This is a genomic window from Marinobacter sp. SS8-8 (assembly GCF_030540945.1).
In the GTDB taxonomy this organism is placed as follows: domain Bacteria; phylum Pseudomonadota; class Gammaproteobacteria; order Pseudomonadales; family Oleiphilaceae; genus Marinobacter.
The window spans coordinates 195904-219030 of sequence record NZ_JASSVN010000002.1 but is presented as its reverse complement, the minus strand read 5'-3'; the positions used below and the strand labels follow the sequence as shown (position 1 = coordinate 219030).

Annotated in this window: 21 protein-coding genes; all 21 read left to right on the top strand. The window is 52.8% G+C overall.

What is annotated here, in order from left to right; genetic code table 11:
- Positions 1–196: 196 nt before the first annotated feature.
- The 21 genes from QPL96_RS02955 (at position 197) to QPL96_RS02855 (ending at position 23099) form a co-directional block, all read left to right on the top strand.
- Positions 197–1561: a HipA domain-containing protein gene (locus QPL96_RS02955; protein ID WP_303285467.1), complete on the top strand. Its 1365-nt coding sequence runs from the start codon at positions 197–199 to the stop codon at positions 1559–1561.
- Between the two features lie 11 nt (positions 1562–1572).
- The gene (locus QPL96_RS02950; protein ID WP_303285466.1) at positions 1573–1896 is read left to right on the top strand and encodes a helix-turn-helix domain-containing protein; all 324 of its coding nucleotides are present in this window, start codon (positions 1573–1575) and stop codon (positions 1894–1896) included.
- Positions 1893–2372, top strand: a complete 480-nt coding sequence (gene rfaH, locus QPL96_RS02945) for a transcription/translation regulatory transformer protein RfaH (protein WP_303285464.1) — start codon at positions 1893–1895, stop codon at positions 2370–2372. Before QPL96_RS02950 ends, rfaH begins: the two co-directional genes overlap by 4 nt.
- A gap of 92 nt (positions 2373–2464) precedes the next feature.
- Positions 2465–3223, top strand: a complete 759-nt coding sequence (locus tag QPL96_RS02940) for a Wzz/FepE/Etk N-terminal domain-containing protein (protein WP_303285463.1) — start codon at positions 2465–2467, stop codon at positions 3221–3223.
- Between the two features lie 221 nt (positions 3224–3444).
- Positions 3445–4926 carry a capsule assembly Wzi family protein gene (locus QPL96_RS02935; RefSeq protein WP_303285462.1) on the top strand — a complete coding sequence of 494 codons (1482 nt, stop codon included), beginning with the start codon at positions 3445–3447 and terminating at the stop codon, positions 4924–4926.
- Positions 4927–5087: 161 nt separating this feature from the next.
- Positions 5088–7580: an SLBB domain-containing protein gene (locus QPL96_RS02930; protein ID WP_303285461.1), complete on the top strand. Its 2493-nt coding sequence runs from the start codon at positions 5088–5090 to the stop codon at positions 7578–7580.
- A gap of 122 nt (positions 7581–7702) precedes the next feature.
- Positions 7703–8656, top strand: coding sequence for a Wzz/FepE/Etk N-terminal domain-containing protein (locus QPL96_RS02925; RefSeq protein ID WP_303285459.1), 954 nt, complete (start codon positions 7703–7705; stop codon positions 8654–8656).
- Between the two features lie 84 nt (positions 8657–8740).
- Positions 8741–10015 carry a Vi polysaccharide biosynthesis UDP-N-acetylglucosamine C-6 dehydrogenase TviB gene (tviB, locus tag QPL96_RS02920; RefSeq protein ID WP_303285458.1) on the top strand — a complete coding sequence of 425 codons (1275 nt, stop codon included), beginning with the start codon at positions 8741–8743 and terminating at the stop codon, positions 10013–10015.
- Between the two features lie 3 nt (positions 10016–10018).
- Positions 10019–11038: an NAD-dependent epimerase/dehydratase family protein gene (locus QPL96_RS02915; protein ID WP_303285457.1), complete on the top strand. Its 1020-nt coding sequence runs from the start codon at positions 10019–10021 to the stop codon at positions 11036–11038.
- A 103-nt stretch (positions 11039–11141) separates the two neighbouring features.
- Positions 11142–12257, top strand: a complete 1116-nt coding sequence (locus tag QPL96_RS02910; protein ID WP_303285456.1) for a dTDP-glucose 4,6-dehydratase — start codon at positions 11142–11144, stop codon at positions 12255–12257.
- Between the two features lie 29 nt (positions 12258–12286).
- Positions 12287–12739, top strand: a complete 453-nt coding sequence (locus QPL96_RS02905; RefSeq protein ID WP_303285455.1) for a hypothetical protein — start codon at positions 12287–12289, stop codon at positions 12737–12739.
- On the top strand, positions 12729–14051 hold the full coding sequence (locus tag QPL96_RS02900; RefSeq protein ID WP_303285453.1) for a hypothetical protein: 1323 nt from the start codon (positions 12729–12731) through the stop codon (positions 14049–14051). The genes QPL96_RS02905 and QPL96_RS02900 overlap by 11 nt, the downstream gene beginning before the upstream one ends.
- Before the next feature lie 68 nt (positions 14052–14119).
- On the top strand, positions 14120–15016 hold the full coding sequence (gene rfbD / locus QPL96_RS02895) for a dTDP-4-dehydrorhamnose reductase (RefSeq protein ID WP_303285451.1): 897 nt from the start codon (positions 14120–14122) through the stop codon (positions 15014–15016).
- Complete coding sequence (locus QPL96_RS02890; RefSeq protein WP_303285450.1) at positions 15013–16260, top strand: AAA family ATPase; 1248 nt, start codon at positions 15013–15015, stop codon at positions 16258–16260. Before rfbD ends, QPL96_RS02890 begins: the two co-directional genes overlap by 4 nt.
- A gap of 3 nt (positions 16261–16263) precedes the next feature.
- Entirely contained in the window at positions 16264–16776 is a 513-nt protein-coding gene (locus tag QPL96_RS02885) for a hypothetical protein (RefSeq protein WP_303285449.1), read from the top strand.
- A 52-nt stretch (positions 16777–16828) separates the two neighbouring features.
- On the top strand, positions 16829–17701 hold the full coding sequence (rfbA, locus tag QPL96_RS02880) for a glucose-1-phosphate thymidylyltransferase RfbA (protein WP_303285448.1): 873 nt from the start codon (positions 16829–16831) through the stop codon (positions 17699–17701).
- Between the two features lie 6 nt (positions 17702–17707).
- Positions 17708–18256, top strand: coding sequence for a dTDP-4-dehydrorhamnose 3,5-epimerase (gene rfbC / locus QPL96_RS02875; RefSeq protein WP_303285447.1), 549 nt, complete (start codon positions 17708–17710; stop codon positions 18254–18256).
- Entirely contained in the window at positions 18253–19587 is a 1335-nt protein-coding gene (locus tag QPL96_RS02870) for an oligosaccharide flippase family protein (RefSeq protein WP_303285446.1), read from the top strand. The genes rfbC and QPL96_RS02870 overlap by 4 nt, the downstream gene beginning before the upstream one ends.
- An 18-nt stretch (positions 19588–19605) precedes the next feature.
- On the top strand, positions 19606–20481 hold the full coding sequence (locus QPL96_RS02865) for a sulfotransferase (protein ID WP_303285445.1): 876 nt from the start codon (positions 19606–19608) through the stop codon (positions 20479–20481).
- Between the two features lie 211 nt (positions 20482–20692).
- Positions 20693–21976: a hypothetical protein gene (locus QPL96_RS02860; protein ID WP_303285444.1), complete on the top strand. Its 1284-nt coding sequence runs from the start codon at positions 20693–20695 to the stop codon at positions 21974–21976.
- 103 nt (positions 21977–22079) lie between these two features.
- Positions 22080–23099 carry a glycosyltransferase gene (locus tag QPL96_RS02855; protein ID WP_303285443.1) on the top strand — a complete coding sequence of 340 codons (1020 nt, stop codon included), beginning with the start codon at positions 22080–22082 and terminating at the stop codon, positions 23097–23099.
- Positions 23100–23127: the final 28 nt, after the last annotated feature.

The following is a 23127-nucleotide window of genomic DNA, read 5'->3' as shown; positions in this document are numbered from 1 at the left end:
GAAGGAGTGGGTGGAGACCCAGGCCAATTCTGGCCGGTATACCTCAGGAAGAAGGTATGCGGGAAATCGAAGAGGCAATCACCAGCAAACGCTCCTCCGAAGGCAAATGCCTTTCCCATAATTCCAACCAAAATTGTAATAACACATCAAATCAATGCTAAAATTTCAACTCTACTTGGAATTTAAGGCATAGCCCATGGAGCTCACACTCCAGATTCATTGGAACAACCGCTGGCACGATGCCGGGCTTATTCGGTTTGTACAGCCGCAGCAAGGCCTGGCCGGGAAGCCCATGTTCTCCTACAGTGCGGGTTACGCGGTAGAGGCCCTGGAGTGGCTGGGTGACTTTGAGGCGCAGGGACTTATCGATAAAACAGCCGTCGGTGTTAATCTGCCCTGTCATTTGGGCGGTGACTACCTGGCGGGAGAGATTGCCCCTGTGTTACGGGACATCATTCCACAGGGCGCGGGTCGCAGGCACTGGTTAAAGATGCTTGGATACGAGCGGGACCCGGAACAGGCTATTGATACCCGGCTGTTGGCGGAGGGTTGCATTGCCCCAATCGGCAACCTGCGAATCAAGGAAGCGGCGGATGCTTTTGCTGAGAAGCTTTCCCAGGCCGGTCCTTCATACTTTTCTGCGGAAGAGGTTTGCACTCGCGCCGATAATCTGGTCGAGCATGCCCGGGCTATGGGTGTTGCCATTGGTGGTGCGACCGGTGCCGGCGGCGACGCTCCTAAATTGTTGTTGGTGGAAAACCACGAAGAGCTCTTTGCCCTTGAAGGAACGGTCCCTCCAAGCGAGATTCGCAAACACTGGCTCGTGAAGTTTCCCCGTGGCCGTAAAACCCGCGCCGATGTTGCCGTACTGCAGGGTGAAGCTGCCATCTACCGGGCCCTCGAGAGTCGCGGTTTCAACACGATCAAAGAGTCACGCCTTGATGAGCAGGACGGGCAGTTCGCACTCTGGCTCACTCGTTTCGACCGGGAAATGGTTGATGGTGAATTGGTTTGTCATGGTGTTGAGTCCGTCTATTCCATTATGGGCCGGATAGGCGATGGCTCCGGTCTTGATCATGCAGAGGTCATCAGTAAGCTGCAAACCTGTGTGACCTGGCCGGCCAACCCGGACAGGTTGCTGGCGGACTATCTGGTACGCGACATCCTGAACACCGCAATCGGCAATCGCGACAACCATGGCCGAAACACCTCTATTATAAAGCGAGACAGGCACATCGAACTGTCGCCAGCCTACGACCTTGCCCCAATGGTGTTAGATCCCGAAGCCATAGCGAGGACGACCTTGTGGCCCAGGAAGTTGAGAAGCGGCACGCTGGAGCCAGACTACCCCTCCATCATTAATGCCTTGTCTGCTGACCCTGGTGAGGTAACAAGGGGCGTGGTTGACCAACTGGAGCAGCTGACGGGCCTGAAGCAAGAACTGGCAAAGCATGGGGCGCCGGCAGAGATGCTTGAAAACAAGGTTATTCGGTTCAACGCCGTAGAGAAGGCTCTGGATCAGTTAAGTCATCCGCAGCTTACCGGCCAGGGCCCTGGATAAAGGTTCACCCAATGCCAAAGTTAAAAAAACCGATATCCACAGAACAAAGAATCATCGCCCGACAGGAAATGTTTGAACTCCTGGACGCGGGGGAGCTTACAATAGGGCAGGCTATTCGCCGAATGCGTCGGGAGTGGACCGGGCTCAGCCAGAGCCGGTTTGGTAAAATCGCGGGCCTGTCCGCGAATACCATTTCCGCCATTGAGCGCGATGCGAATCATGCAACTGCCAGAACACTCAATCAGATACTGGGCACCTTCGGCATGTCCTTGACCATCAGGCCCAAAGCGGCACCCAACATCGCCCAAAACACCCCAACCAAGAGGCACCAATGACCTGGTACGCCCTCCAACACAAACCCGCCCAGGGCGACCGTGCCCTGGCGCACCTGCAAAACCAGGACATCGCCTGCTTCTTCCCGAAAATCACGGTGGAAAAAATCAAGGCCGGAAAGCGCACTAAAAAGCTGGAGCCTCTGTTCCCCGGTTACCTCTTCGTCAACCTGGAGCAAACCGACCCTATATGGTCCAAGCTGCGGTCCACCCGGGGCGTGATACGGGTAGTGAGCTTCGCCAACAAGCCAGCGCCCATCTCAGACGGCGTCATTCAGCACATTAAGGACAGCCTCGATTCGGTGGCTGAACAGGGCGGTATCAAACCGGGCCAGGCCGTGCAACTGAATGAAGGCCCCTTTGAAGGCATCAGTGCGATTTTCCAGGCTTACGATGGCGAAGAGCGGGCGATTGTACTGATCAGCTTCATGCAGAAGCAGCAGCGGGTGAAAGTGCCGGTGTCTGCTATAAAGAAATAACAGGAAGACCCGGCAGGGCAATGAATCGGAGCTGCGCCAATTTCGCTTAACAGCTCAGCCCAGCGCCACATAACAATGAAGGTGAAGCTTTAATGGAAGAAAGACCTCGCGAACCTCAGTCGCACTACGATGACGAAATCAGCCTGGTGGATCTGGCGGCCACTTTTCTAAAACGCCGGCGAGTGTTTTATGCAGTGCTTTTTTCAGTGTTACTGGCGGGGATTATTTACGCCGTGCTGATGCCGGAGAAATACGATTATGTCAGCCTGATCAAGCTGGCAGAGAAGGAACCCGGCAGTTACATTGAAAAGCCCGCAACAGTCATTGCAACACTGGAGAATCGCTGGCTGCCGGAATATCAGTCGACATACCATGCGGACCATGACGAGCAGATCCCCTTCGAAATCCTCTTCGAGAATCCGGAGAACACCGGGCTGATCCGAATGGTGTCGGAGGCATCGCCATCTCAGAGCGAAGGTGTCAAACAGTCTCATGCCCTGCTCATTGATAAGCTCTCGGAAGCGCAATCGGCGGCTGTATCGAACCTGAGGGAGAATCTGGAGAGGCAAATCGAATCGCTTTCCTCGACGATAAAGATGCTGGAAGGCGCAACGGATGCCGGCGCGGCAATTGCGGCGGCTTTCGAAAAGCGGTTATCGCTTGAGGCTACCCTCAACTCCATGCAGCCAATGGAAGTTTTGACGGTAAGCCGGGAAAGCGCGGAGCGTAAGGGGCCGGCTCGGAGCCTGATTGTTCTGTTGGCCGGCCTGCTGGGTTTGATGGGAGGTGTTTTCCTCGCATTCTTTACAGAGTTCGCAAGCCTGGTGAAGGCGCAATTGACCGAAACGTGAGCGGTTTTCTTGCCTTTCCGAAGTTTTAACAATTCTTTACTCAGATAACTCTCTGAATCGCCTTGTGTCTGGCTTTTTGCCACTTGCTTGTCACAGGCGATGCCGTAAAATCAGCACCTTTCTGAAACACCATATTCATCTTCCGACAGGGACGCAGTTGGGATTTTGTTGTTCCCTTCCTTATTGTCTGTTTCCGGTCGCTTTTCAGATAATCCAACTCTATGACCTTAAAACACTGGGCCCTGGTCGGTGGGGCGGTAGCGTGCCTGGCAAGTGTTACCCTCTCGGCAGCCCCCTGGCTGGAGCCTGGAGACTCCCGGGCGCGTTTTGCGGCACAAAAGCTGGCAGATCGCGGCCATATGGATCGCACCGTCAGCACCTGGCCGCTGATGTGGAGTGCGGTGCACAGTGGTCTTGAGGCCAGTGTGAACTCGGATCAGTCGTCTGTTGGGTCAGCCGCCGCCTACCTCCGTTTTGAGAAAGAACAACAAGCCCAGCAGGGCTTCCGGGGCGAGTACAGCCTGTATGGCAGTAGTGAGATTCCCGGCATCCGGGGGTTTGATCAGAATGCATTGGCGAAGGCCGGAACGGCAATCAATCTCCAGTGGCAAGGCGAAGTCTGGGCCCTCGGGCTTAAGCCGGCTTATGCTGATAAATCGGATGACGGCAAAGAACTGCGCCTTGACGGCTCCTATCTGGCCGCGGCAGCCGGCAACTGGGTGTTTGGTGCCGGAGCCATTGACCGCTGGTGGGGGCCGGGTTGGCAGTCGAGCCTGATTCTTTCCAATAACGCCCGCCCGATGCCGGCGCTCTGGCTTAATCGCAACAACAGCGCCGCGCCGGAAACGGACTGGCTGCAGTGGGTTGGCCCCTGGCAATTTACCGCGTTCGCCGGCCAATACGAAAGCGGCAGGGCCGTGCCAGAAGCCAAGCTGATCGGCATGCGCTTTACGTTTCGCCCGGTAAGCGGACTGGACATTGGTTTATCCAGGGCGATCATGCTTGGTGGGGAAGGGCGGCCGGAAAATGCCTCCACGCTCTGGAACGCACTGATTGGCCGGGATAACGGGCAGCTTGAGGAAAACGATCCGGGCAATCAGCTCGCAAGCATCGACGCGCGCTATGGCTTTGGAATTGGCCAGCAATCCTTGGGTGTTTATGCCCAGATGATGGGCGAAGACGAAGCCGGCGCCTTCCCGGCCCGAAAATCCTGGCTTCTGGGGGCGGACTGGACCACCCAGCTCTTTAAAGCGGACCAGCAATGGTTTATCGAATACACCAATACCCTGGCCGACGACTTCCTCGGTGATGCCATGCCTAACATCACCTATGACCACTCCCGCTATCGCTCTGGCTACCGCTATTACGGTCGCAGCATGGCAGCCAGCTTTGATGGCGACGCGGAAGCCGTCACCCTCGGTGCCTTCAATTTTTACGACAACGGCACAAACCTCAGCGCGAAAATAACCTACGCAAGGCTCAATAAGGACGGCGGAAACCGAACTGTCACCCAAAACCGGGATATTGTCTATACCGTACCGGAAGGAGACCAAGACGTGGCCATTCTCGATGTCGGTTACGGTGCTCGTTTACTCAACGGCTGGCTGGATCTGAACCTTCAGGCCACCGACAAGAAAATTCAGTATCTGGGTGGCGAAAAGGATCAATGGTCCCTCGGCGCTGCCTGGACTTACCGATTCTGAACTCTGAAAAAGGAAAAAGGGGTCTGACCCCACGGGGTCATGAACTCTGAAAAAGGGGTCTGACCCCACGGGGTCATGAACTCTGAAAAAGGGGTCTGACCCCACGGGGTCAGACCCCAACTTCACAACTTCAAATCTCAAAATCCCGGACCCTCAATAAAGTGAACCTGAAAAAGCTACTCTTCACAGCCAGCCTTCTGTTGCCGCTAGCTGCAAATGCCCAATCGATCACGCCCGCCCAGATTGAGCAATTCAAATCCCTGCCCAAAGCCCAGCAGGAAGCACTGGCCAGCCAGTATGGCATAGACCTGGACAGCCTCCAGTCCTCCGGTCAGCAGAATCAGCGCCCCCGTGCAGTGCAGGTAGTGGAGCCGGTACCCAACACACCGGAGGAGGAGCGGGAGAAGGCGCGTGATGAGAAGCAGGAGGAGCAGAAGATCGCCGCAAAAAACGGCGGCCTCAAGCCCTTCGGTTACGATCTTTTCAGGGGCAGCCCAACCACCTTCGCCCCGGTAACCGAAATCCCGATCCCCTCCGAGTACACCCTCGGCCCCGGGGATGTATTGCGAATCCAACTCTGGGGTAAGGAAAACAAGAGCCTGGAGCTGCCCATCAGCCGCGATGGCACCATCAGCTTCCCGCAGTCCGGCCCCATGAGCGTGGCAGGGATGAGCTTTGATGAAGCCCGGCAACAGATACGCAAGCAGGTATCCGAGCAATACATTGGCGTTCAGGCCAGCGTCTCCCTCGGTGAGCTGCGCAGCATGCGGGTGTTTGTGCTCGGTGAAGCGCGTAACCCGGGCTCCTACTCGGTAAGCTCCCTGTCAACCATCACCAATGCCCTATACGTATCCGGTGGCATCAAACAAACCGGCTCCCTGCGAAACCTCCAGCTTAAACGCAACGGCAAACTGGTTGGCACACTGGATCTGTACGACCTATTGCTCAGAGGCGATAGCTCCCATGACAACCGCCTGCAACCCGGCGACGTTATCTTCATTCCGCCGGTCGGCAAGCGCGCCGGAATTGAAGGTGAGGTATATCGCCCCGCGCTGTATGAGCTGAGAAATGAGAACACCCTTGCGGACCTGGTTCGCATGGCCGGCGGCCTTACTCCCCAAGCCTACCCCCAGCGCATCAACATCGAGCGCACCAGCGAGGATTTCCTGCGCATCATCGCAGAGGCGGACTACACCGTAGCCGAAGGAAAGAATGCGCGAATCCAGGCGGGTGACAGAGCGAATATACCGTCAATTTCGGACATCACTGGCCAGTACATTGAGATCAGCGGTGCAGCCACCCGGGCCGGTCGATTTGCCTGGATGCCCGGCATGCGTGTCAGTTCAGTGATCAAGAACCTGGACGCAGACCTGACGCCTGTTGCGGACAAGCGCTATGCGGCCATCGTTCGTACCGATGAAAAGACCGACACTATCTCAGTTCTGAACCTGCGTCTGAGAAAGGCCATACAAAATCCGGGCAGCGCATTTGATCTGCCCCTCGAGGAAAAAGACCAGTTGCTGATCTTCTCAGATGCCGGAAAAGTGGAGGGCGGTGAAGAAGGGCGGGAGTTCACCCGCGAAAGTCTTTTCGAGCCGGTACTCCGCCGCCTGAAAAGCCAGGCAACACCTTCTTCGCCACAAAAGACCATTCGCATTACCGGGCCAGTTCGATATCCAGGAGAGTACCCCCTGCCCGCGTCCGGGCAACTTTCGGATGCGATATTCGTAGCCGGCGGCCTGAGAGATTCGGCGTCTCTATTCAATGCGGAGGTCGCGCGCTACACCACCGATAAGAACGGCATCGGCAAAACGGACATCCTCAACGTGAGCCTGGCAGATGCCATGGCCGGCAACGGCAACCTGGCTCTCCAGAGCCGGGACCGGATACTGATCAAATCCATCCCGGAATTCGCAAAAACCAGCACAATTGAGCTGAAAGGTGAGGTGCGTTACCCGGGCGAATATACCTTCCGGGATGGCGAAACGCTCAAAGAAGTTATTGAGCGTGCCGGCGGACTGACTGATAACGCTTTTCCGAAAGGTGCGGTATTTACTCGGGCCAAGTTGCGCGAACTGGAAGCGCAGCGGCTCCGCGAAGCGGAAGAACGGCTGCAGGGAGACCTCCTCGGTGTTCAGCTGGAGGGTGACTCTTTTGGGGGTCAGAATGCCCAGCGTGTGGATGAAGTGAAAGGTTTGCTTGAAGACGTACAGAGTAGCCGGCCAGTGGGAAGGATGGTGATAGATCTGCCGCAAGTGCTGGCAGACACCGGTTACCAGTCCATCCGATTACAGGATGGCGATACACTGACCGTGCCGACTATTCCTCAGGCTGTCAGCGTATTCGGTGAAGTTCAGTTCCCCACGAGCCATCTCTATACGGCTGGCCTTACTGTAGATGATTACCTGGAACGAAGCGGCGGCCCCACCCGCCAGGCAGACGAAAGTAGAGTTTATGTAGTAAAGGCAGACGGCTCGGTAATGCTGCCGGAGAAAAGCCGCTGGTTTGGCAGCCGCAGCCAGCAACTGGCGCCGGGGGATACGGTTATCGTACCAATTGATGTGGACCGCCTGAACCAGTTGGAGCTTTGGACTAACGTGAGCCAGATCGTGTACCAGATGGCCCTGGGTGCCGCCGCAGTCGGCAACCTCTGAAGCTGAAAAAGGGGTCTGACCCCGTGGGGTCAGACCCCAACTTCACAAGCACCCAACTTGACCCCACGGGGTCAGACCCCAACTTCAAGCACCCAACTCTATACACCCGACCCGGTTAAATCATGGCTCAATACGAAGTGTTTCACCCACAGCAACACGATGACGAAATCGACCTCCGTCAGCTCTTTGCCACCCTCTGGGCCGGCAAATGGCTGATTATCGCCGTCACCTTCCTGTTCGCGACAGGCGGTGTTGCCTACGCCCTGCATAAACCCAATATCTATCAGGCCAGCGTGTTGCTGGCACCTGCTAGTGAAGAGAGTGGAATAAGCGGCATCTCCGGTCAGCTCGGCGGCCTGGCCAGCCTCGCGGGTATCAACCTCGGCGGTGGTGGCTCCAATCAAACCGTTATCGCCAAGGAAGTGCTCCGCTCCCGTGCGTTCCTGGCCGATTTTATTGATCGCCACAATCTCGCCGTACCGCTCATGGCTGTGAAAGGCTGGAACATCGAACAGAGCGAGTGGCAATACAACCGGGAAGTGTACAACCCCGAAACCGGCCAATGGCTGCCGGACGAAGATGGCAAAAGCCAGCAACCCACAGACTGGGATCTGGTAAAAGCGTTTAAAGAAAACCATCTGAGTGTCAGTGAAAACAAAGAAAACGGCATGGTTACATTTTCCGTGAAGAGCCTCTCTCCAACAGCCGCACAGCAGTGGGCGCAATGGCTGGTTGAAGACATCAACGAACACATGCGCCGGCAAGACGTGGCGGAGGCTGAGGCCAGAATCAATTATCTGGAAAACAAACTGACCGATACCAACATCGCCGGAATGCAGCAGGTTTTCTACCAGCTTATCGAGAGCGAAACCCGCACGGTGATGCTGGCCAACGCCCAGCAGGAGTACGTGTTCAAAATCATCGATCCGGCGGTAGTGCCCCAGGAAAAGAGCGAACCGAAGCGGGCGCTGATTGCCATACTTGCCACCCTGCTCGGCGGCATGCTCGGTGTTTTCATCGTATTCATCCGGGCCCTCTTCAAAGGAACCCGTGAAGCTGAACAAGAGGCCAGCTAAAAAGGGGTCTGACCCCGTGGGGTCAGACCCCACCTTCACGCCTTAGCATCTCAATGAATCACCAAAGATAAAGCACCCAACGCCATGCAAACCAACAACCTCACCCTCGCAGTTATCGGCCTGGGCTACGTAGGCCTCCCCCTGGCTGTCGAATTCGGCAAAAAGCGCCCCGTCATTGGTTTTGATATCAACCAGAAGCGCGTCACCGAACTCCAGGGCGGCCAGGACCACACTCTGGAAGTGAGCAGCAAGGAACTCAAACAAGCGGCTCACCTGAGCTACACCGCCAGCGCCGACGATCTCAAAGCTGCCAACGTCTACATCGTAACGGTGCCCACGCCGATCGACGAGCACAAACGCCCGGACCTGACCCCGCTGATCAAAGCCAGCGAAACCATCGGAAAAACCCTCAAACAGGGCGACATCGTCATCTACGAATCCACGGTTTACCCGGGGGCAACCGAGGACGACTGCGTGCCGGTGCTGGAGCGGGTATCCGGCCTCGTGTTCAATCGGGACTTCTACGCCGGCTACAGCCCGGAGCGGATTAACCCCGGTGACAAGGAACACCGCGTCACCAACATCAAAAAAGTCACCGCCGGCTCCACCCCGGAAATCGCCGACCTGGTGGATGCGCTGTACAACGAGATCATTACCGTAGGCACCCACAAGGCCAGCAGCATCAAAGTGGCCGAGGCGGCCAAAGTCATCGAAAACACCCAGCGGGACCTGAACATCGCCCTGATCAATGAGCTGGCGATGATCTTCAACAAAATGGGCATAGACACCGAAGCCGTCCTGCAGGCCGCCGGTTCCAAATGGAACTTCCTGCCTTTCCGCCCCGGCCTGGTGGGTGGCCACTGCATTGGCGTAGACCCCTATTACCTGACCCACAAGGCCCAGACCATCGGCTACCATCCGGAAATCATCCTCGCCGGCCGCCGCCTGAACGACGGCATGGGCGCCTACGTGGTTTCCCAGTTGGTTAAAGCCATGCTGAAAAAGCGCATTCACGTGGAGGGCGCCAGGGTGTTGGTGATGGGGCTTACCTTCAAGGAAAACTGCCCCGACCTGCGTAATACGCGGGTGATTGATATCGTGAAAGAGCTGGCCGAGTACAACATTGAAGTGGACGTTTACGACCCATGGGTAAGCACCGCCGAAGCAGAACATGAATACGGCATCGCACCCATTGAACAGCCCAAACCCGGTCAATACGACGGTGTGATCCTTGCCGTGGGGCACAACCAGTTCAAGAGTCTGGGGGCGCCGGGTATCCGGGCGCTGGCAAAACCGGGCGGGGTGGTTTACGACCTGAAATATATTCTGTCCGCCAACGAATCCGACATCAGGCTGTAAACCATGACCCGATACGAACAGTTGCAGAATGAGCTAAACAAGGCGCCCAAAACCTGGCTGGTGACCGGCGTAGCCGGGTTTATTGGCTCCAACCTGCTGGAACACCTGCTCAAACTGAACCAGACCGTCGTTGGGCTGGACAACTTTGCGACGGGCCACCCGCATAACCTGGACGAAGTCCAAGCCCTGGTCAGCGCCGAGCAATGGCAACGCTTTTCTTTTATCGAAGGCGACATCCGCATCCTGGAGGATTGTCGGCAAGCGTGCCAAGGCGTGGATTACGTGCTGCATCAAGCCGCTCTTGGCTCCGTACCGCGTAGCATTAACGATCCGATTACCACAGATGGCACCAATATTCGTGGTTTCCTGAACATGCTCGTGGCTGCCCGTGATGCGGGCGTTTCCAGCTTCACCTACGCTGCCAGCAGTTCCACCTACGGCGACCACCCGGCGTTGCCAAAAGTGGAAGATAACATCGGTAAACCGTTATCCCCATACGCCGTGACCAAATACGTCAACGAGCTGTATGCCGACGTTTTCGCCAAAACATACGGGTTCAATACCATCGGCCTGCGTTACTTTAACGTGTTCGGCAAGCGCCAGGACCCGAATGGCGCCTACGCTGCCGTTATCCCGAAATGGGCCGCCGCGATGATTCAGGGTGATAATGTGTTCATCAACGGCGATGGCGAAACCAGCCGGGATTTCTGCTTTATCGAAAATGCCGTTCAGGCTAACCTGCTCGCGGCCACCGCTGCCCAAAGCGCCAAAAATGAAGTCTATAACGTAGCGGTGGGCGACAGAACCACCCTGAACGATCTGTTCAACGCACTGCAATCGGCCCTCGCAGAAAGCGGCAGGCCCTATGCCAAACCACCGATTAACCGGGAGTTCCGGGCCGGCGACGTCCGCCACTCCCAGGCGGATGTTAGCAAGGCTCATCGCAAACTCGGCTACACGCCGGAATACAGAATTAAAGAGGGCATAGCCAAAGCCATGCCTTGGTACATTGAACACGTTTAGGAACGAGGCCAGGATAACCGGGGTCAGAACCAAAGTTCTGACCCCATGTTCAGATCACCCGGCACCGAGTCAATAATCCTAGTTACCGACCAAAAGCCAAACTATGAAACTCCTAATAACCGGCGGCGCCGGCTTTATCGGCTCCGCCGTCATCCGCCACATTATTCAGAATACCCGGGATGAAGTGGTTAACCTCGACAAACTCACCTACGCCGGCAACCTCGAAAGCCTGGCAGAAGTAAGTGACAACGAGCGCTACGCCTTCGAACAGGTCGATATCTGCAACCGCACCGAACTCGACCGGGTACTGAAAGAGCATCAACCAGACGCCATCATGCACCTGGCCGCCGAAAGCCACGTAGACCGCTCCATCGACGGCCCGGCAGACTTCATCGAAACCAACATCGTAGGCACCTACACGCTGTTGGAAGCCACCCGCCAATACTGGCAGACCTTGGAAGCTGAAAAGAAAGCCAACTTCCGCTTCCACCACATAAGCACAGACGAAGTCTACGGAGACCTTCCACACCCGTCAGATTTCCCTTCTCCCCTTGCGGGGGAGGGGTCAGGGGAGAGGGGGCAAGCAAACCTCCCAATGTTCACAGAACAAACCCCCTACGCCCCAAGCAGCCCATATTCAGCCAGCAAAGCCAGCTCCGACCACCTGGTCCGCGCCTGGCGCCGAACCTATGGCCTGCCAACCCTGGTCACCAACTGCAGCAACAATTACGGCCCCTACCATTTCCCGGAAAAGCTCATCCCGTTGGTAATCCTTAACGCCCTGGAAGGCAAACCACTTCCGGTATACGGCAAAGGCGACCAGATCCGTGACTGGCTCTACGTAGAAGACCATGCCCGTGCCCTCTATAAAGTTGTCACCGAAGGCAAACCCGGCGAAACCTACAACATCGGCGGCCATAATGAAAAACAGAACATCGAGGTAGTGCAGACAATTTGCGATATCCTACGGGAACTCCGCCCACGGGAACGCAGCTACCGGGACCTGATCACCTTTGTTCAAGATCGCCCAGGCCACGATATGCGCTACGCCATAGACGCCAGCAAGATCCAGAAAGAACTCGGATGGCGGCCCCAGGAAACCTTCGAAACCGGCATCCGTAAAACCATGCAGTGGTACCTGGATAACCTCGACTGGTGCCAGCGCGTGCAAGACGGTAGCTACAAGCGTGAACGCTTAGGCACAGGAAGTCAGGACTGAGGCACTATCAGGACTAAGGCACTAAAGGAATGAAGCCACGTAAAGGACGCTATAATCCAAAGCGCAAACTACAGAATTCACTGCCAGTGCAGGAACTGGAGCAACTGGCCAGTAAAGTCAAATACGGTGGCAACCCCGAACACAAAAGAAATCCGGGTAATTTTGGCTTAACGCCGCCATCAGATCCGAGGCCGCACAAAACACTGTGTGACGACTGTGGTATCTTCAATAAAAGCATTGCGGAATCGCTTTTAACCGAAGGTGCTGAAAAGGGCATCGTAAGCGCTCAGATGAAAGGCCAGTGGCCCCAGAACATCTGGGCTGTGACCCGTGAAGGTCACCCGGTGGAAGCACAATTAGAAAACGAAGTACAAGGCACCTATCACGGATACCCGATGCCAGAGGCCGACCCGATGAGACAAGAAATCCTCAAACGGTGGAGCCAGTTGGCCATAGGTGGAGAAACAGATCATGCAGTTTGAAATAAACTGGATCGAAGGCTCGAACGGGACATCGACATCTGCTGATCTCTTGACCCGCTGCTACCTGGCCCTTCGGGTAAGTGGGCGCCAGCTGTTTTGCCACGAAGATCTTCTGGGCGACCATCAGGTAAAAGATGCCATTGGCGTTTCAGCGTACCCGCTGGCCGTATGGTTTGCGGCCAACTGGTGGCGCTTGCGATGGGAGCCGGGTTTAGCATCAGACGATGCATCCGCAATGCATGACTGGAAAATGAGCCATCTGCTTGCTGCAGCGGGTGAGGGCTACGCATGGCCGAACCTTACATTTGCCAGTGATGGCCAGAGCGTTCAGTTGAACCTTAAGCCCAGCTATGAAAACACAGGCTCGCTGCGTTACCTTGAACGGTTAGAGGCATGGGTGCCGGCAGAACAGTATGAATCAGGGGTAGATGAATTCATCAGCCGAACCCTTGAACAACTGAATGACTACGCTGGGCAAACTCCGCTTCATCAGTTGTGGCACACGGTTTTGGATGAAAGGGCCACACCTTCGCTGACGCTTCAGCGCCAGTTAGAAGCCAGGCTGGGCTACGATCCGGAAGAAGCTCCGGAATCGCTAATGACGCTCCTGCTCAAACTGGGCGCAGCTCACGGAGAAGCGGCCATACAGGAATTGGCGTGCATAGGCCACAAACACGCAGGAAAAACGATTGAGGAAGCGGAACAGTCTCTTGCAGAAGCCGGAGAGCTGATAACCTTGCCCATTCAGAATGTTCGCCGCTTGGCCGAGCTGCTTGGTGATGGGCAGCCAGGCTACCCTTGGGAAAAAGCGCGGGATGCAGCCAACGAAACACGTCAACATCTGGGTTTGAACAAAGGCCCGCTGAATAACCGAAAATTATCTGAGCTGTTAGAAACCTCCCCCCGGTTACTGGAACACAATCAGGCAGCCCACCGTTTACCAATAGGTCTGGGTGAGATTACAGATAACGGGCAAGCCAGGGTTGCACTGGGCAAAACACGTAAAGACTCCCGGCGCTTCATGACAGCCAGGTTCATTGCAGACGGAGTCTATGGCAGCGGGATTGGCAACTGGCTTCCGTGTACCGATGCGGCCACGGCCCGCCAAAAATTCCAGCGAGCCTTCGCGCAAGAATTTCTCTGCCCCTATAACGACCTCATTGAGTGGATGGACACTACCTATCCGGATGAAGAAACCATGGAAGCTGCAGCAGAGCACTTTGAAGTTTCACCACTCTTGATCAACACCGTAATGGTCAACCACGGCCACATCCCCCAGTCTGAACTGGAAGCCTTCCAGCAAGCTGTCTGAACGGACGTTGTTACCAAAGCATTGAAGGGTTCTGCCCCTACGTGGACAAACCCCAAGGCAACCAAGCTATGAACTTATTATTGCTAGGAAAAACCGGCCAAGTCGGCTTCGAACTCCACCGTACCCTCTCCCCCTTGGGCAAAATAACCGCCCCGGGCAGAGAAGAGCTGGATTTGATGGATGAAAAGGCAGTCACAGATTTTCTGGTGGCGACAAACCCCAGCATGATTGTAAACGCCGCCGCCTGGACGGCTGTAGACGCCGCAGAACAACAGCAAGCCGAAGCAGAACGCCTGAACACCGGTCTGCCAGAGCAACTGGCACACTACGCAGCCACCAGCAACGCCCGTCTGGTGCACTACAGCAGCGATTATGTCTACCCCGGCGATGGCGAGAAACCCTGGCAGGAAAACAGCCCCACAGGCCCGCTGAGCCACTATGGCAAAACAAAACTCGAAGGGGACGAGGCCATCAAACAAAGCGGCGCGAATTACCTGATCTTCCGTACCAGTTGGGTCTACAGCGCCCGCGGCAACAACTTCATGAAAACCATGCTGCGCCTGGCCGAAAGCAAACCGGAACTTAACATTGTGGCAGACCAGATCGGCGCACCCACCCCGGCACGCCTCATCGCTCAGGTAACGGCCTTGGCTATCCACAGTAAACTGGAAACCGGCCTCTACCACCTGGCCCCAACCGGCGAAACCAGCTGGCAAGGCTTCGCCCGGGAAATCTTTGGCCTGGCCGGCAAAAGCACCAAGGCGAACCCCATCCCAACGAGTGACTACCCAACCCCGGCAAAACGCCCGTCGAACTCACGGATGGACGTAACCAAACTCCAAGGCGCCCTCAACATCCAGCTCCCGGACTGGCAAAGCCAACTTGAGTTAACATTGAATGAACTGAACCAACAAATTTTCCAGGATGCTTTCGACACCTCAACAATGCGGATAAGCCGGCCATGATTAAAGAATTGTCTCTAAAAAACTGGAAAAGTTTTACAGAGGCCACGCTTTATATAGACCCCCTCACGGTGTTAATTGGCAGCAACGCCAGCGGCAAATCCAATGCCCTGGATGCGCTGCTGTTTCTTAACCGTGTTAGCCACGGTGTGAGTCTTTTCTCCGCGATTGCCGGAGATGTGAACCTGCCTCCGTTGAGAGGCGGTATTGAATGGGTTTGCCGAAAGCCCGAAAAGCAGTTCACTCTGATGATCGTAACGAGTGGAACAAACAGCAAACAGGATTATCGCTATAGCCTCACGGTGCAGGTGAACGGCACCAAAGCGGAAGTGCACGCCGAAGAGTTGGTTGCATTGAATTACCGGCCCAGGTCGAACAAGCCTCAGGAAAAAGCCCTGTTTCAAAGTAAACAGGAAGAGGCGGACTCACCGGCAATTCCTGTCTACTTCTCAACGGGCACGCAAGGCCGCGGAAAGCGTCTGGATTTAAGCCGGAGCCACACTATTCTTGCCCAAACCGAGACCTTATCCATACGCAAGGAAGTACAGGAAGCAGCAAGGTACATTTTGGCAAAACTGGTGCGGATATTTGTTTTTGACCCCATTCCAAGCCACATGAGGGATTACACAGCACTCTCTGACAGCCTAATGGAAGATGGCGCAAACATAGCCGGTGTGTTGGCAGGCCTGGAAGGCGAGCGAAAAGAGCAGGTAGAGCAAACGATTACGAAATACCTGAAGCAGTTGCCGGAAAGGGATATCAAACGAATCTGGACAGAAACAGTTGGCAAGTTCGGCACGGATGCCATGCTTTACTGTGAAGAAGGCTGGGACAGCCAGCCATCGCATGTAGTAGACGCCAGGGGCATGTCGGATGGCACGTTGCGTTATCTGGCCATTGTTACCGCACTATTAACGCGGGAGCCTGGCAGCCTGCTGGTTATTGAAGAGGTAGACAACGGCCTTCACCCTTCCCGTGCCCAAATGCTGGTTGAAATGCTGCAAACATTGGGTGAGGAGCGCAATATCGATGTGCTGGTGACCACTCACAACCCGGCATTGCTTGATGCTGCCGGTCCAATGATGGTGCCTTTTATCACCGTAGCAAGTCGTCATGCAAGTACCGGCTTCAGTGAGTTGACGCAGCTTGAGGATATCAGCCACCTACCCAAGCTGATGGCAGCGGGAAGCCTTGGGCGCCTGTCCACCGAAGGCCGAATTGAGAATGCGCTCAGGCGTGGTGGGTGATTAATGAAATCTGTATTGGTAATCGACACCTCGATTCTATGTGTTTGGCTTGATGTCCCGGGAATGAATAACTGCGGGCCTAACAACGACAAGTGGGACAAAACACGCGTTGAAGCAAAAATTAAGGACGAGCGCACAGCCGGCGCCACGTTTGTGTTGCCACTGGCGACCATTATAGAAACTGGTAATCACATTGCGCAGGCCAGGCATAGCCAGGAAGAAAGGGCAAAGGCTTTGGCTGAGTTAATGCACAAAAGTGCTCAGGAAGAAACCCCCTGGGCCGCATTCGCACACCAAGCGGAACTGTGGTCGCCGCAGAAGCTTAAAGTACTGGCACGAGATTGGCCTGCACTGGCAAGACAAAAAATGTCTTTGGGCGATGCCACCATCAAAGATGTTGCTGAGTACTATGCGGAAAGTGGTTATAAAGTTGAAATACTCACTGGAGACAAAGGTCTGAAAGCCTATCAGCCTTCGGCTCCCGCCAAGGTGCCACGCCGCCGGCAGCGGGGGTAGGGCATCCGCAAGTGTCTATAGCAAAAAAGTCTGTAATCTATAAGGAACAAATGTGAAAGGCATCATCCTGGCCGGCGGCTCCGGCACCCGGCTTTACCCAATCACCCGAGGCATCTCCAAACAGCTCCTCCCGGTGTACGACAAGCCCATGATTTATTACCCGCTCTCCATACTCATGCTGGCGGGCATCCGGGACATTCTCGTGATCACCACCCCGGAAGATCAACAAGGTTTCCAGCGCCTGCTCGGTGACGGCACCCAGTGGGGCATCAACCTCAACTACTCCGAACAACCCAGCCCGGACGGCCTTGCCCAGGCCTTCATCATTGGCGAAGATTTCATAGGCCAAGACAGCGTATGCCTGGTATTGGGCGACAATATCTACTATGGCCAGGGTCTGAGCAACCTGCTGCAAGCCGCCGCCAAGCGAGAGAAGGGTGCCACTGTTTTCGGCTACCAGGTCACCGACCCAGAGCGCTTTGGCGTAGTCGAGTTTGACGACAACCAGCGCGCCGTCTCTATCGAAGAAAAGCCGGCCAATCCGAAATCTGACTACGCCGTAACCGGCCTCTACTTCTACGACAACGATGTCGTTAACATCGCAAAACAGATAAAGCCATCCGCCCGGGGCGAACTGGAAATTACCAGTGTCAACCAGGCTTACCTAGAACGGGGCGACCTGAACGTCGAGCTGCTGGGCCGGGGCTTCGCCTGGCTGGACACTGGCACCTTCGACTCCCTGCACGAAGCCAGTGGCTTTATTGAAACCTTGGAAAAACGCCAGGGCCTGAAAATCGCCTGCCTGGAAGAAGTGGCCTACCGTATGGGCTTCATCGACGAAGAACAACTGCTGGCAGAGGCGGAAAACCTCAAAAAGAACAGCTACGGCGCCTACCTGAAAAAACTGGTCAAATCAGCTGAGTAAGATTTTATGAAGATTGTTGCAACAAATATTCCGGATGTGAAAATTCTGGAGCCGAAAGTATTCGAAGATGAGCGCGGCTTTTTCTTCGAAAGTTATAATCAGAGGGTGTTTGAAGAAGTTGTCGGCTATCCCATTTCCTTTGTCCAGGATAACCACAGCCGCTCGGTGAAGGGTACTCTAAGAGGCCTCCACTATCAGTTGCCACCGTACGCCCAAGGTAAGCTGGTACGAGTGACTATCGGCGAGGTTTTTGATGTGGCTGTAGATATCCGCGAGAAATCCCCAACATTTGGCCGGTGGGTTGGCGAAACACTATCTGCTACGAATAGGCGCCAGCTATGGATTCCGCCTGGTTTTGCGCATGGTTTCGTGGTGACAAGCGACGTGGCTGAATTTCAGTACAAGTGCACTGACTACTACTCCCCCGATTCCGAGGCCAGTATTCACTGGGCTGACCACGATCTGGATATCAAATGGCCGTTGGAAAACCGACCCTTGGTCTCGACAAAGGACAGTCAGGCAACAAGCTTCATTAACGCAGAATATTTCGCTTGAACCAGGGTCTGATTAGCCGCTTAATTGCTTCGGGGCGGGGAGATGGGCTTCGTGCTCAGCTTCTTAGGGGCAGCGTAGGCGTCGGTGCGCTGAAGCTGATTTCACTGCCGTTAACGCTGGCAGCTTCAATCTTGCTTGCCCGGAGTCTGGGGCCGGAAGGCTTCGGACAATACGCCTTTGTAATTGCCTTGATTACGACACTATCTATTCCGCTGGCCCCGGCATTGATGCAACTTACCACCCGTGAAACTGCTGCATTGCATCAAGCTGGCGAAGAGAGCCGAATCCGTACACTCTTGCGCTGGGGTAATCGCCATGTCTTGTTTGGCAGTGCCTTGGTAATGGTAGTGGTAGGCGGGGTTGCGCTTTGGAAGGCAGATTGGCAAATCGATGACCGTTGGACTCTGCTGCTTTTGGGCTTGTCGTCTTTGCCGTTGCTGGGGCTAAATGCTATCCGTTCAGGTATTTTAGCCGGGCTGCGCAGGATGGTGATAGGGCAGTTCCCAGATCTCGTTATCCGGCCTCTGGCTCTTTTGTTTGTTGCCACTGTAATGCTCTTGGGCGGTTTTCTGAGCCCGCTGACAGCTGTGGCAGCGTTCATCGCTGGAGCGGTTTCCGCGTTGATTGTAGGAACTGTACTGCTCCGGCGCACGTTTCCCGAAACCGGAGATGTCTTACCGTCAAACGATGCCTCGCAGCACAAGCAATGGATGCAGGCCTGGATGCCCTTCACATTGCTGGTAGCGGCTAGCACACTGAATGCACAGATCGGTATCCTCCTTTTGGGGTGGCTGAGCACAGAAGAACAGGTGGCCGCCATGCAGGTAGCCGAGCGAGGCGCGATGCTAGTGGTCCTTTCGCTAACCGTTGTGAATTTGGTTATTGGCCCACATATCACCCAGGTTCATAAAGCTGGCGATCACATCAGGCTTCAGAGTTTGAGTCGTTATTCGGCGCGGATGGCGTTGTTAGTTGCTCTGCCAATTGCCTTGCCTCTAATTTTTTTTGGTGCCCCCATTCTGGCTCTTGTGTTTGGTAATGAATATGCCGAAATTGCGACACTGCCCTTGGCGATCCTTGCGGTTGGCCAGGTTATCAATGTGACATTTGGGTCTGTTGGCATGCTGCTGACGATGAGTGGATTTGAACGTGATACCCTGCTTGGGCAGGTTGTTGCATTAATTGTCAACGTTATTGCCGCTGTTTCATTAATCCCAATTATGGGCGTGGTTGGAGCTGCTATAGCAACAGCAACGGGTCTTGTGTGCTGGAACCTTGTGTTGGGATTATTAGTGATGAAGCGACTTAAAATCAGGCCTGGTCCAATTTGAATATAGCTGGAAGTTATTATGAAGAATGAAAAATGTTCACCAATTATTTTTATTGGCATGCATCGCTCGGGCACCAGTTTACTGGGCCGCCTACTCGAAGATCTAGGCTTGTTTGTGGGAACCAAGAAGGATGAAAACAACGAAGCGCTCTTTTTTCTTGAACTCAACAGCTGGTTGATGGCGCAATGCGGCGCCCGCTGGGATAACCCTGAGCAGCTTGACTATCTTTGGAATCCAGAAGTCGAACCAGTGCTTACAGTATCAAAAAACTATGTGAGCGACCTTATGAAATCGCCCAGAGCTGCACGATATCTTGGGATGAAAAGGTACCTTAGCCAACACTCGATTTTTGCACAAAGCACTCCCTGGGGATGGAAAGATCCGCGCAACACGTTCACTTTGCCGTTTTGGCTCGATCTGTTTCCCGGCGCTCGCTTGGTTTTCATTGAGCGCCACGGTGTGGATGTGGCGCAAAGTCTCCGCGTACGTGCTGATTGCTCAATAGCGTCAACACAAAATAGATACAGTAAACTAAAGCCAATAACATGGCTAATCCCTAAGCGTGGAGGCTTCTGTGACTCGCCAAGGTCATTGTCACTGGAAGGTGGGCTATCGCTGTGGGACACCTATCAGACTCGGGCGCAAACTCAATTGGATAGTGTGGCGCAGGACAGGGTGTTCCGGGTTCGTTATGAAGATCTGCTCTCAGAGCCGCTAAAGATTCTCAAAGACGCTGCTGAGTTTTGCGGGTTGAGTACATCTGATCAAAGAGTCCAGGAGATAACTCGATCAATCAAACCCAGTCGAGCCTATTCCTATAGTAAGTCCCAGGATCTTCTTGAGTTTGCAAAAACGCATCAGAACACACTTGCTAAATGGGATTATCATGCTTGAGTGTTGAAAAAATGCGGAGATTTGAGGTTCCCTAAGTGCGCTGCTTTAAATGAATATATTGGGATACCTTGAAAATTATAGTCGAATTACGTGGTCAAGCCACTTAGGGTTAATGCGTTGATAGGTATGAACTCGGTATAGATAACGATATAAAAGACGATTTAAAAAAGTTAATGTATTTTCGTCACTTAACTTTCAGCATGCGCTGCTTATGAAGACTATTATAGAACAGCTTTACTTTTGGCTTTTTACGCTTTGCTTGTCATTTCCTAAGATGTTAATTTATCTCAAGGCGCCGATTTTGCTTGCGTTTTTCGTACTGTCTTTGGTTCTTTTTTTAAAAGTTGGCAATTTTAAGTTAAGGAAAAATTATTTCTTTTTCTTCATTGGCTGGATTTTTTTGTCTTTAACTTGGGTGGCATGGAGCGTTCTTAAGAATAACGAATTTGTCGCAATCATAGATTATTTTCGGATGTACGTGGTTTTCTTTATTGTTTATTTTTTCGTTTTTATTCTGGCCCTAAGAGTTTCTATTATTGGTATAGTTTTGAGGTCCGTCTGTTGGAGTTCTATAATAATCGCTCTGACAAACGTGACTTTAGTGATCGTTGCGTGGAGAGGACTTGATTTCCTGCCTGGCTGGTTTTTGGATGGCGTTAACTTCAAAGTTGGAATACATGACGGTTATGTTCAGATGGGAGTTAACAATATTACCTCGTTGTTTTTTATTGCGCCAATAATTTTAATAATTTCGTGCACGAAAGGGCAGTGGAAAGCCAATAACGGGAAACTTGTATATTTTTCTTTGTTCGCGGCTACATTAGCAGTAGCGCTTTCGTCTAGAAGAGCGCTGTATCTAATTTTTGTGATGAGCCCTCTTTTATTTTTTTTTATGGAGGTGATATTTTTTAAGAGGATTAAGTTCGGATTTGTCAACAGAGTAGGTGCACTGTTTTTGTCTCTAGCGGTTTTTTTTTCAGTGGCTATAGCCATTGGAGACGTCAATTACAGTAATCTTTTTCATAGAATATCCGGCGTATTTGATCATGACGAAGATAGTATAAGGATACGGCAGTTCAACGCTCTGTTGACGGGTTTTTTTGAGGCTCCATTGATGGGGAGTGGGCTAGGTGGATTTGTGGATGATGGGAGGGTCAAGGAAAAGCCTTGGTCGTATGAACTTTTTTATATGGCGTCTTTATATAAAGGTGGAGTTATAGGTTTTTCACTGATTTTCGCTTTGATGTTTTGGATCTTTATTAAGGCGGGTTTTAATTGCAAATCGTTATTAAGGTATAGGTCAGAAGGATTGGCGATATTAACTGGCATTTCCACGTTTTGTTTAGCTAGTTTTACAAATCCATACTTTTCAGGATTTGATGCGCTCCTAATATTGGCTTTGCTACCTGTGCTAGCATCTATAAGAGTTGAAAATACTGATGATTTGGTGAAATACTCGGATTTTTCTGAAAATCCCAGTGGCAGGGCAGCATGAGATCTAAACTTAGTGTAAAAAATGTTTGGCGCCCCCTGTAATCTTGGCTGTCGATTAAAACTTAACTTTTAATAAGTGTAATATAATGCGAAAGAATGACTGTTTGGCTGTTATTTTAAACTGGAATGGAGCGGATGATACTGTTGAGTGTGTGAAATCTATTGTTAGATCAGGAGAATCACTCGATGTTCTTGTGATTGATAATGGCTCTACCGATAATACTCTTCGAGTAAAGTTGGACAAGGCTTTTTTTGACAGCGACGGGTCACTCTTAGAGACCACTTTAAAAGGAGTTGACTCATTAGAGGTACGCAAAGTCTATGAGTTTGAATCAGTAAATATATTTCTTTTAGAGACTGTAGAAAATTTGGGTTTTTCTAAGGGTTGTAATCTAGGGGTTAGATTTTCTCACAACAACGGTTATTATTTTTCCTTGATTTTGAATAATGACACCGTTGTGACTCCTAATTTTCTTGGTCGCTTAAAAGGTGGACTATCGAGTCATTTTGACTTTATGTCATTTCCTCAGATCAGATATTTTTCATCACCAGAAAGAATATGGAATTGTGGTGGTAGAGTTACAGGCTATGGCAGGGTGAAATATTATTGCGCAAATGCAAAATGTGAAGTAATGGATGACCGTCCTGCGTTTGAAGTGGGTTTCGCTACGGGTTGTTGCTTTCTGGTGCGCACAGCTGATTTTGTGGAAATTGGTTTGTTTACAGAGAAGTTCTTTTTTGGCGAAGAAGATGTTGAGCTCAGCTTTAGGGTAAATAAGAGTAAGCGCAATATAAATTGTGTTCCCTCATCGATTATTTACCATAAAGTAGGTTCTAGTACCGACTCGCTTGGCGATGTGGTACTCAGGAAAGGATTTATTCACTACTTAAATCGAATTATCAATATGAAAACTCAGTTGAGTTTTTTTAAATGGAAAGCTTGGCGAAGATTGGTGCTTATAAAGGTTTTCCTGAGGTTGATTTTCAAGTATAAGTGTGATTTTTGGTATGCTCTTAATTATGTAAAGAGTTTAAGTTTTCTGTCTGAAAATCTAAATTCAGTCAGTAAGTCTCTTTTTTTTTGCATTCTCAATAATGGCTTGGCAGGTTTAAGTAGAAAATAGATAATAAGTTTGCTTAAAGTGTTGGGTT

Excerpts from the sequence above, each read along its gene's own strand:
- QPL96_RS02955 (WP_303285467.1), top strand. The coding sequence starts at position 197 with ATGGAGCTCACACTCCAGATTCATTGGAACAACCGCTGGCACGATGCC.
- QPL96_RS02950 (WP_303285466.1), top strand. The coding sequence starts at position 1,573 with ATGCCAAAGTTAAAAAAACCGATATCCACAGAACAAAGAATCATCGCC.
- rfaH (WP_303285464.1), top strand. The coding sequence starts at position 1,893 with ATGACCTGGTACGCCCTCCAACACAAACCCGCCCAGGGCGACCGTGCC.
- QPL96_RS02940 (WP_303285463.1), top strand. The coding sequence starts at position 2,465 with ATGGAAGAAAGACCTCGCGAACCTCAGTCGCACTACGATGACGAAATC.
- QPL96_RS02935 (WP_303285462.1), top strand. The coding sequence starts at position 3,445 with ATGACCTTAAAACACTGGGCCCTGGTCGGTGGGGCGGTAGCGTGCCTG.
- QPL96_RS02925 (WP_303285459.1), top strand. The coding sequence starts at position 7,703 with ATGGCTCAATACGAAGTGTTTCACCCACAGCAACACGATGACGAAATC.
- tviB (WP_303285458.1), top strand. The coding sequence starts at position 8,741 with ATGCAAACCAACAACCTCACCCTCGCAGTTATCGGCCTGGGCTACGTA.
- QPL96_RS02915 (WP_303285457.1), top strand. The coding sequence starts at position 10,019 with ATGACCCGATACGAACAGTTGCAGAATGAGCTAAACAAGGCGCCCAAA.
- QPL96_RS02910 (WP_303285456.1), top strand. The coding sequence starts at position 11,142 with ATGAAACTCCTAATAACCGGCGGCGCCGGCTTTATCGGCTCCGCCGTC.
- QPL96_RS02905 (WP_303285455.1), top strand. The coding sequence starts at position 12,287 with ATGAAGCCACGTAAAGGACGCTATAATCCAAAGCGCAAACTACAGAAT.
- QPL96_RS02900 (WP_303285453.1), top strand. The coding sequence starts at position 12,729 with ATGCAGTTTGAAATAAACTGGATCGAAGGCTCGAACGGGACATCGACA.
- rfbD (WP_303285451.1), top strand. The coding sequence starts at position 14,120 with ATGAACTTATTATTGCTAGGAAAAACCGGCCAAGTCGGCTTCGAACTC.
- QPL96_RS02890 (WP_303285450.1), top strand. The coding sequence starts at position 15,013 with ATGATTAAAGAATTGTCTCTAAAAAACTGGAAAAGTTTTACAGAGGCC.
- QPL96_RS02885 (WP_303285449.1), top strand. The coding sequence starts at position 16,264 with ATGAAATCTGTATTGGTAATCGACACCTCGATTCTATGTGTTTGGCTT.
- rfbC (WP_303285447.1), top strand. The coding sequence starts at position 17,708 with ATGAAGATTGTTGCAACAAATATTCCGGATGTGAAAATTCTGGAGCCG.
- QPL96_RS02865 (WP_303285445.1), top strand. The coding sequence starts at position 19,606 with ATGAAGAATGAAAAATGTTCACCAATTATTTTTATTGGCATGCATCGC.
- QPL96_RS02860 (WP_303285444.1), top strand. The coding sequence starts at position 20,693 with ATGAAGACTATTATAGAACAGCTTTACTTTTGGCTTTTTACGCTTTGC.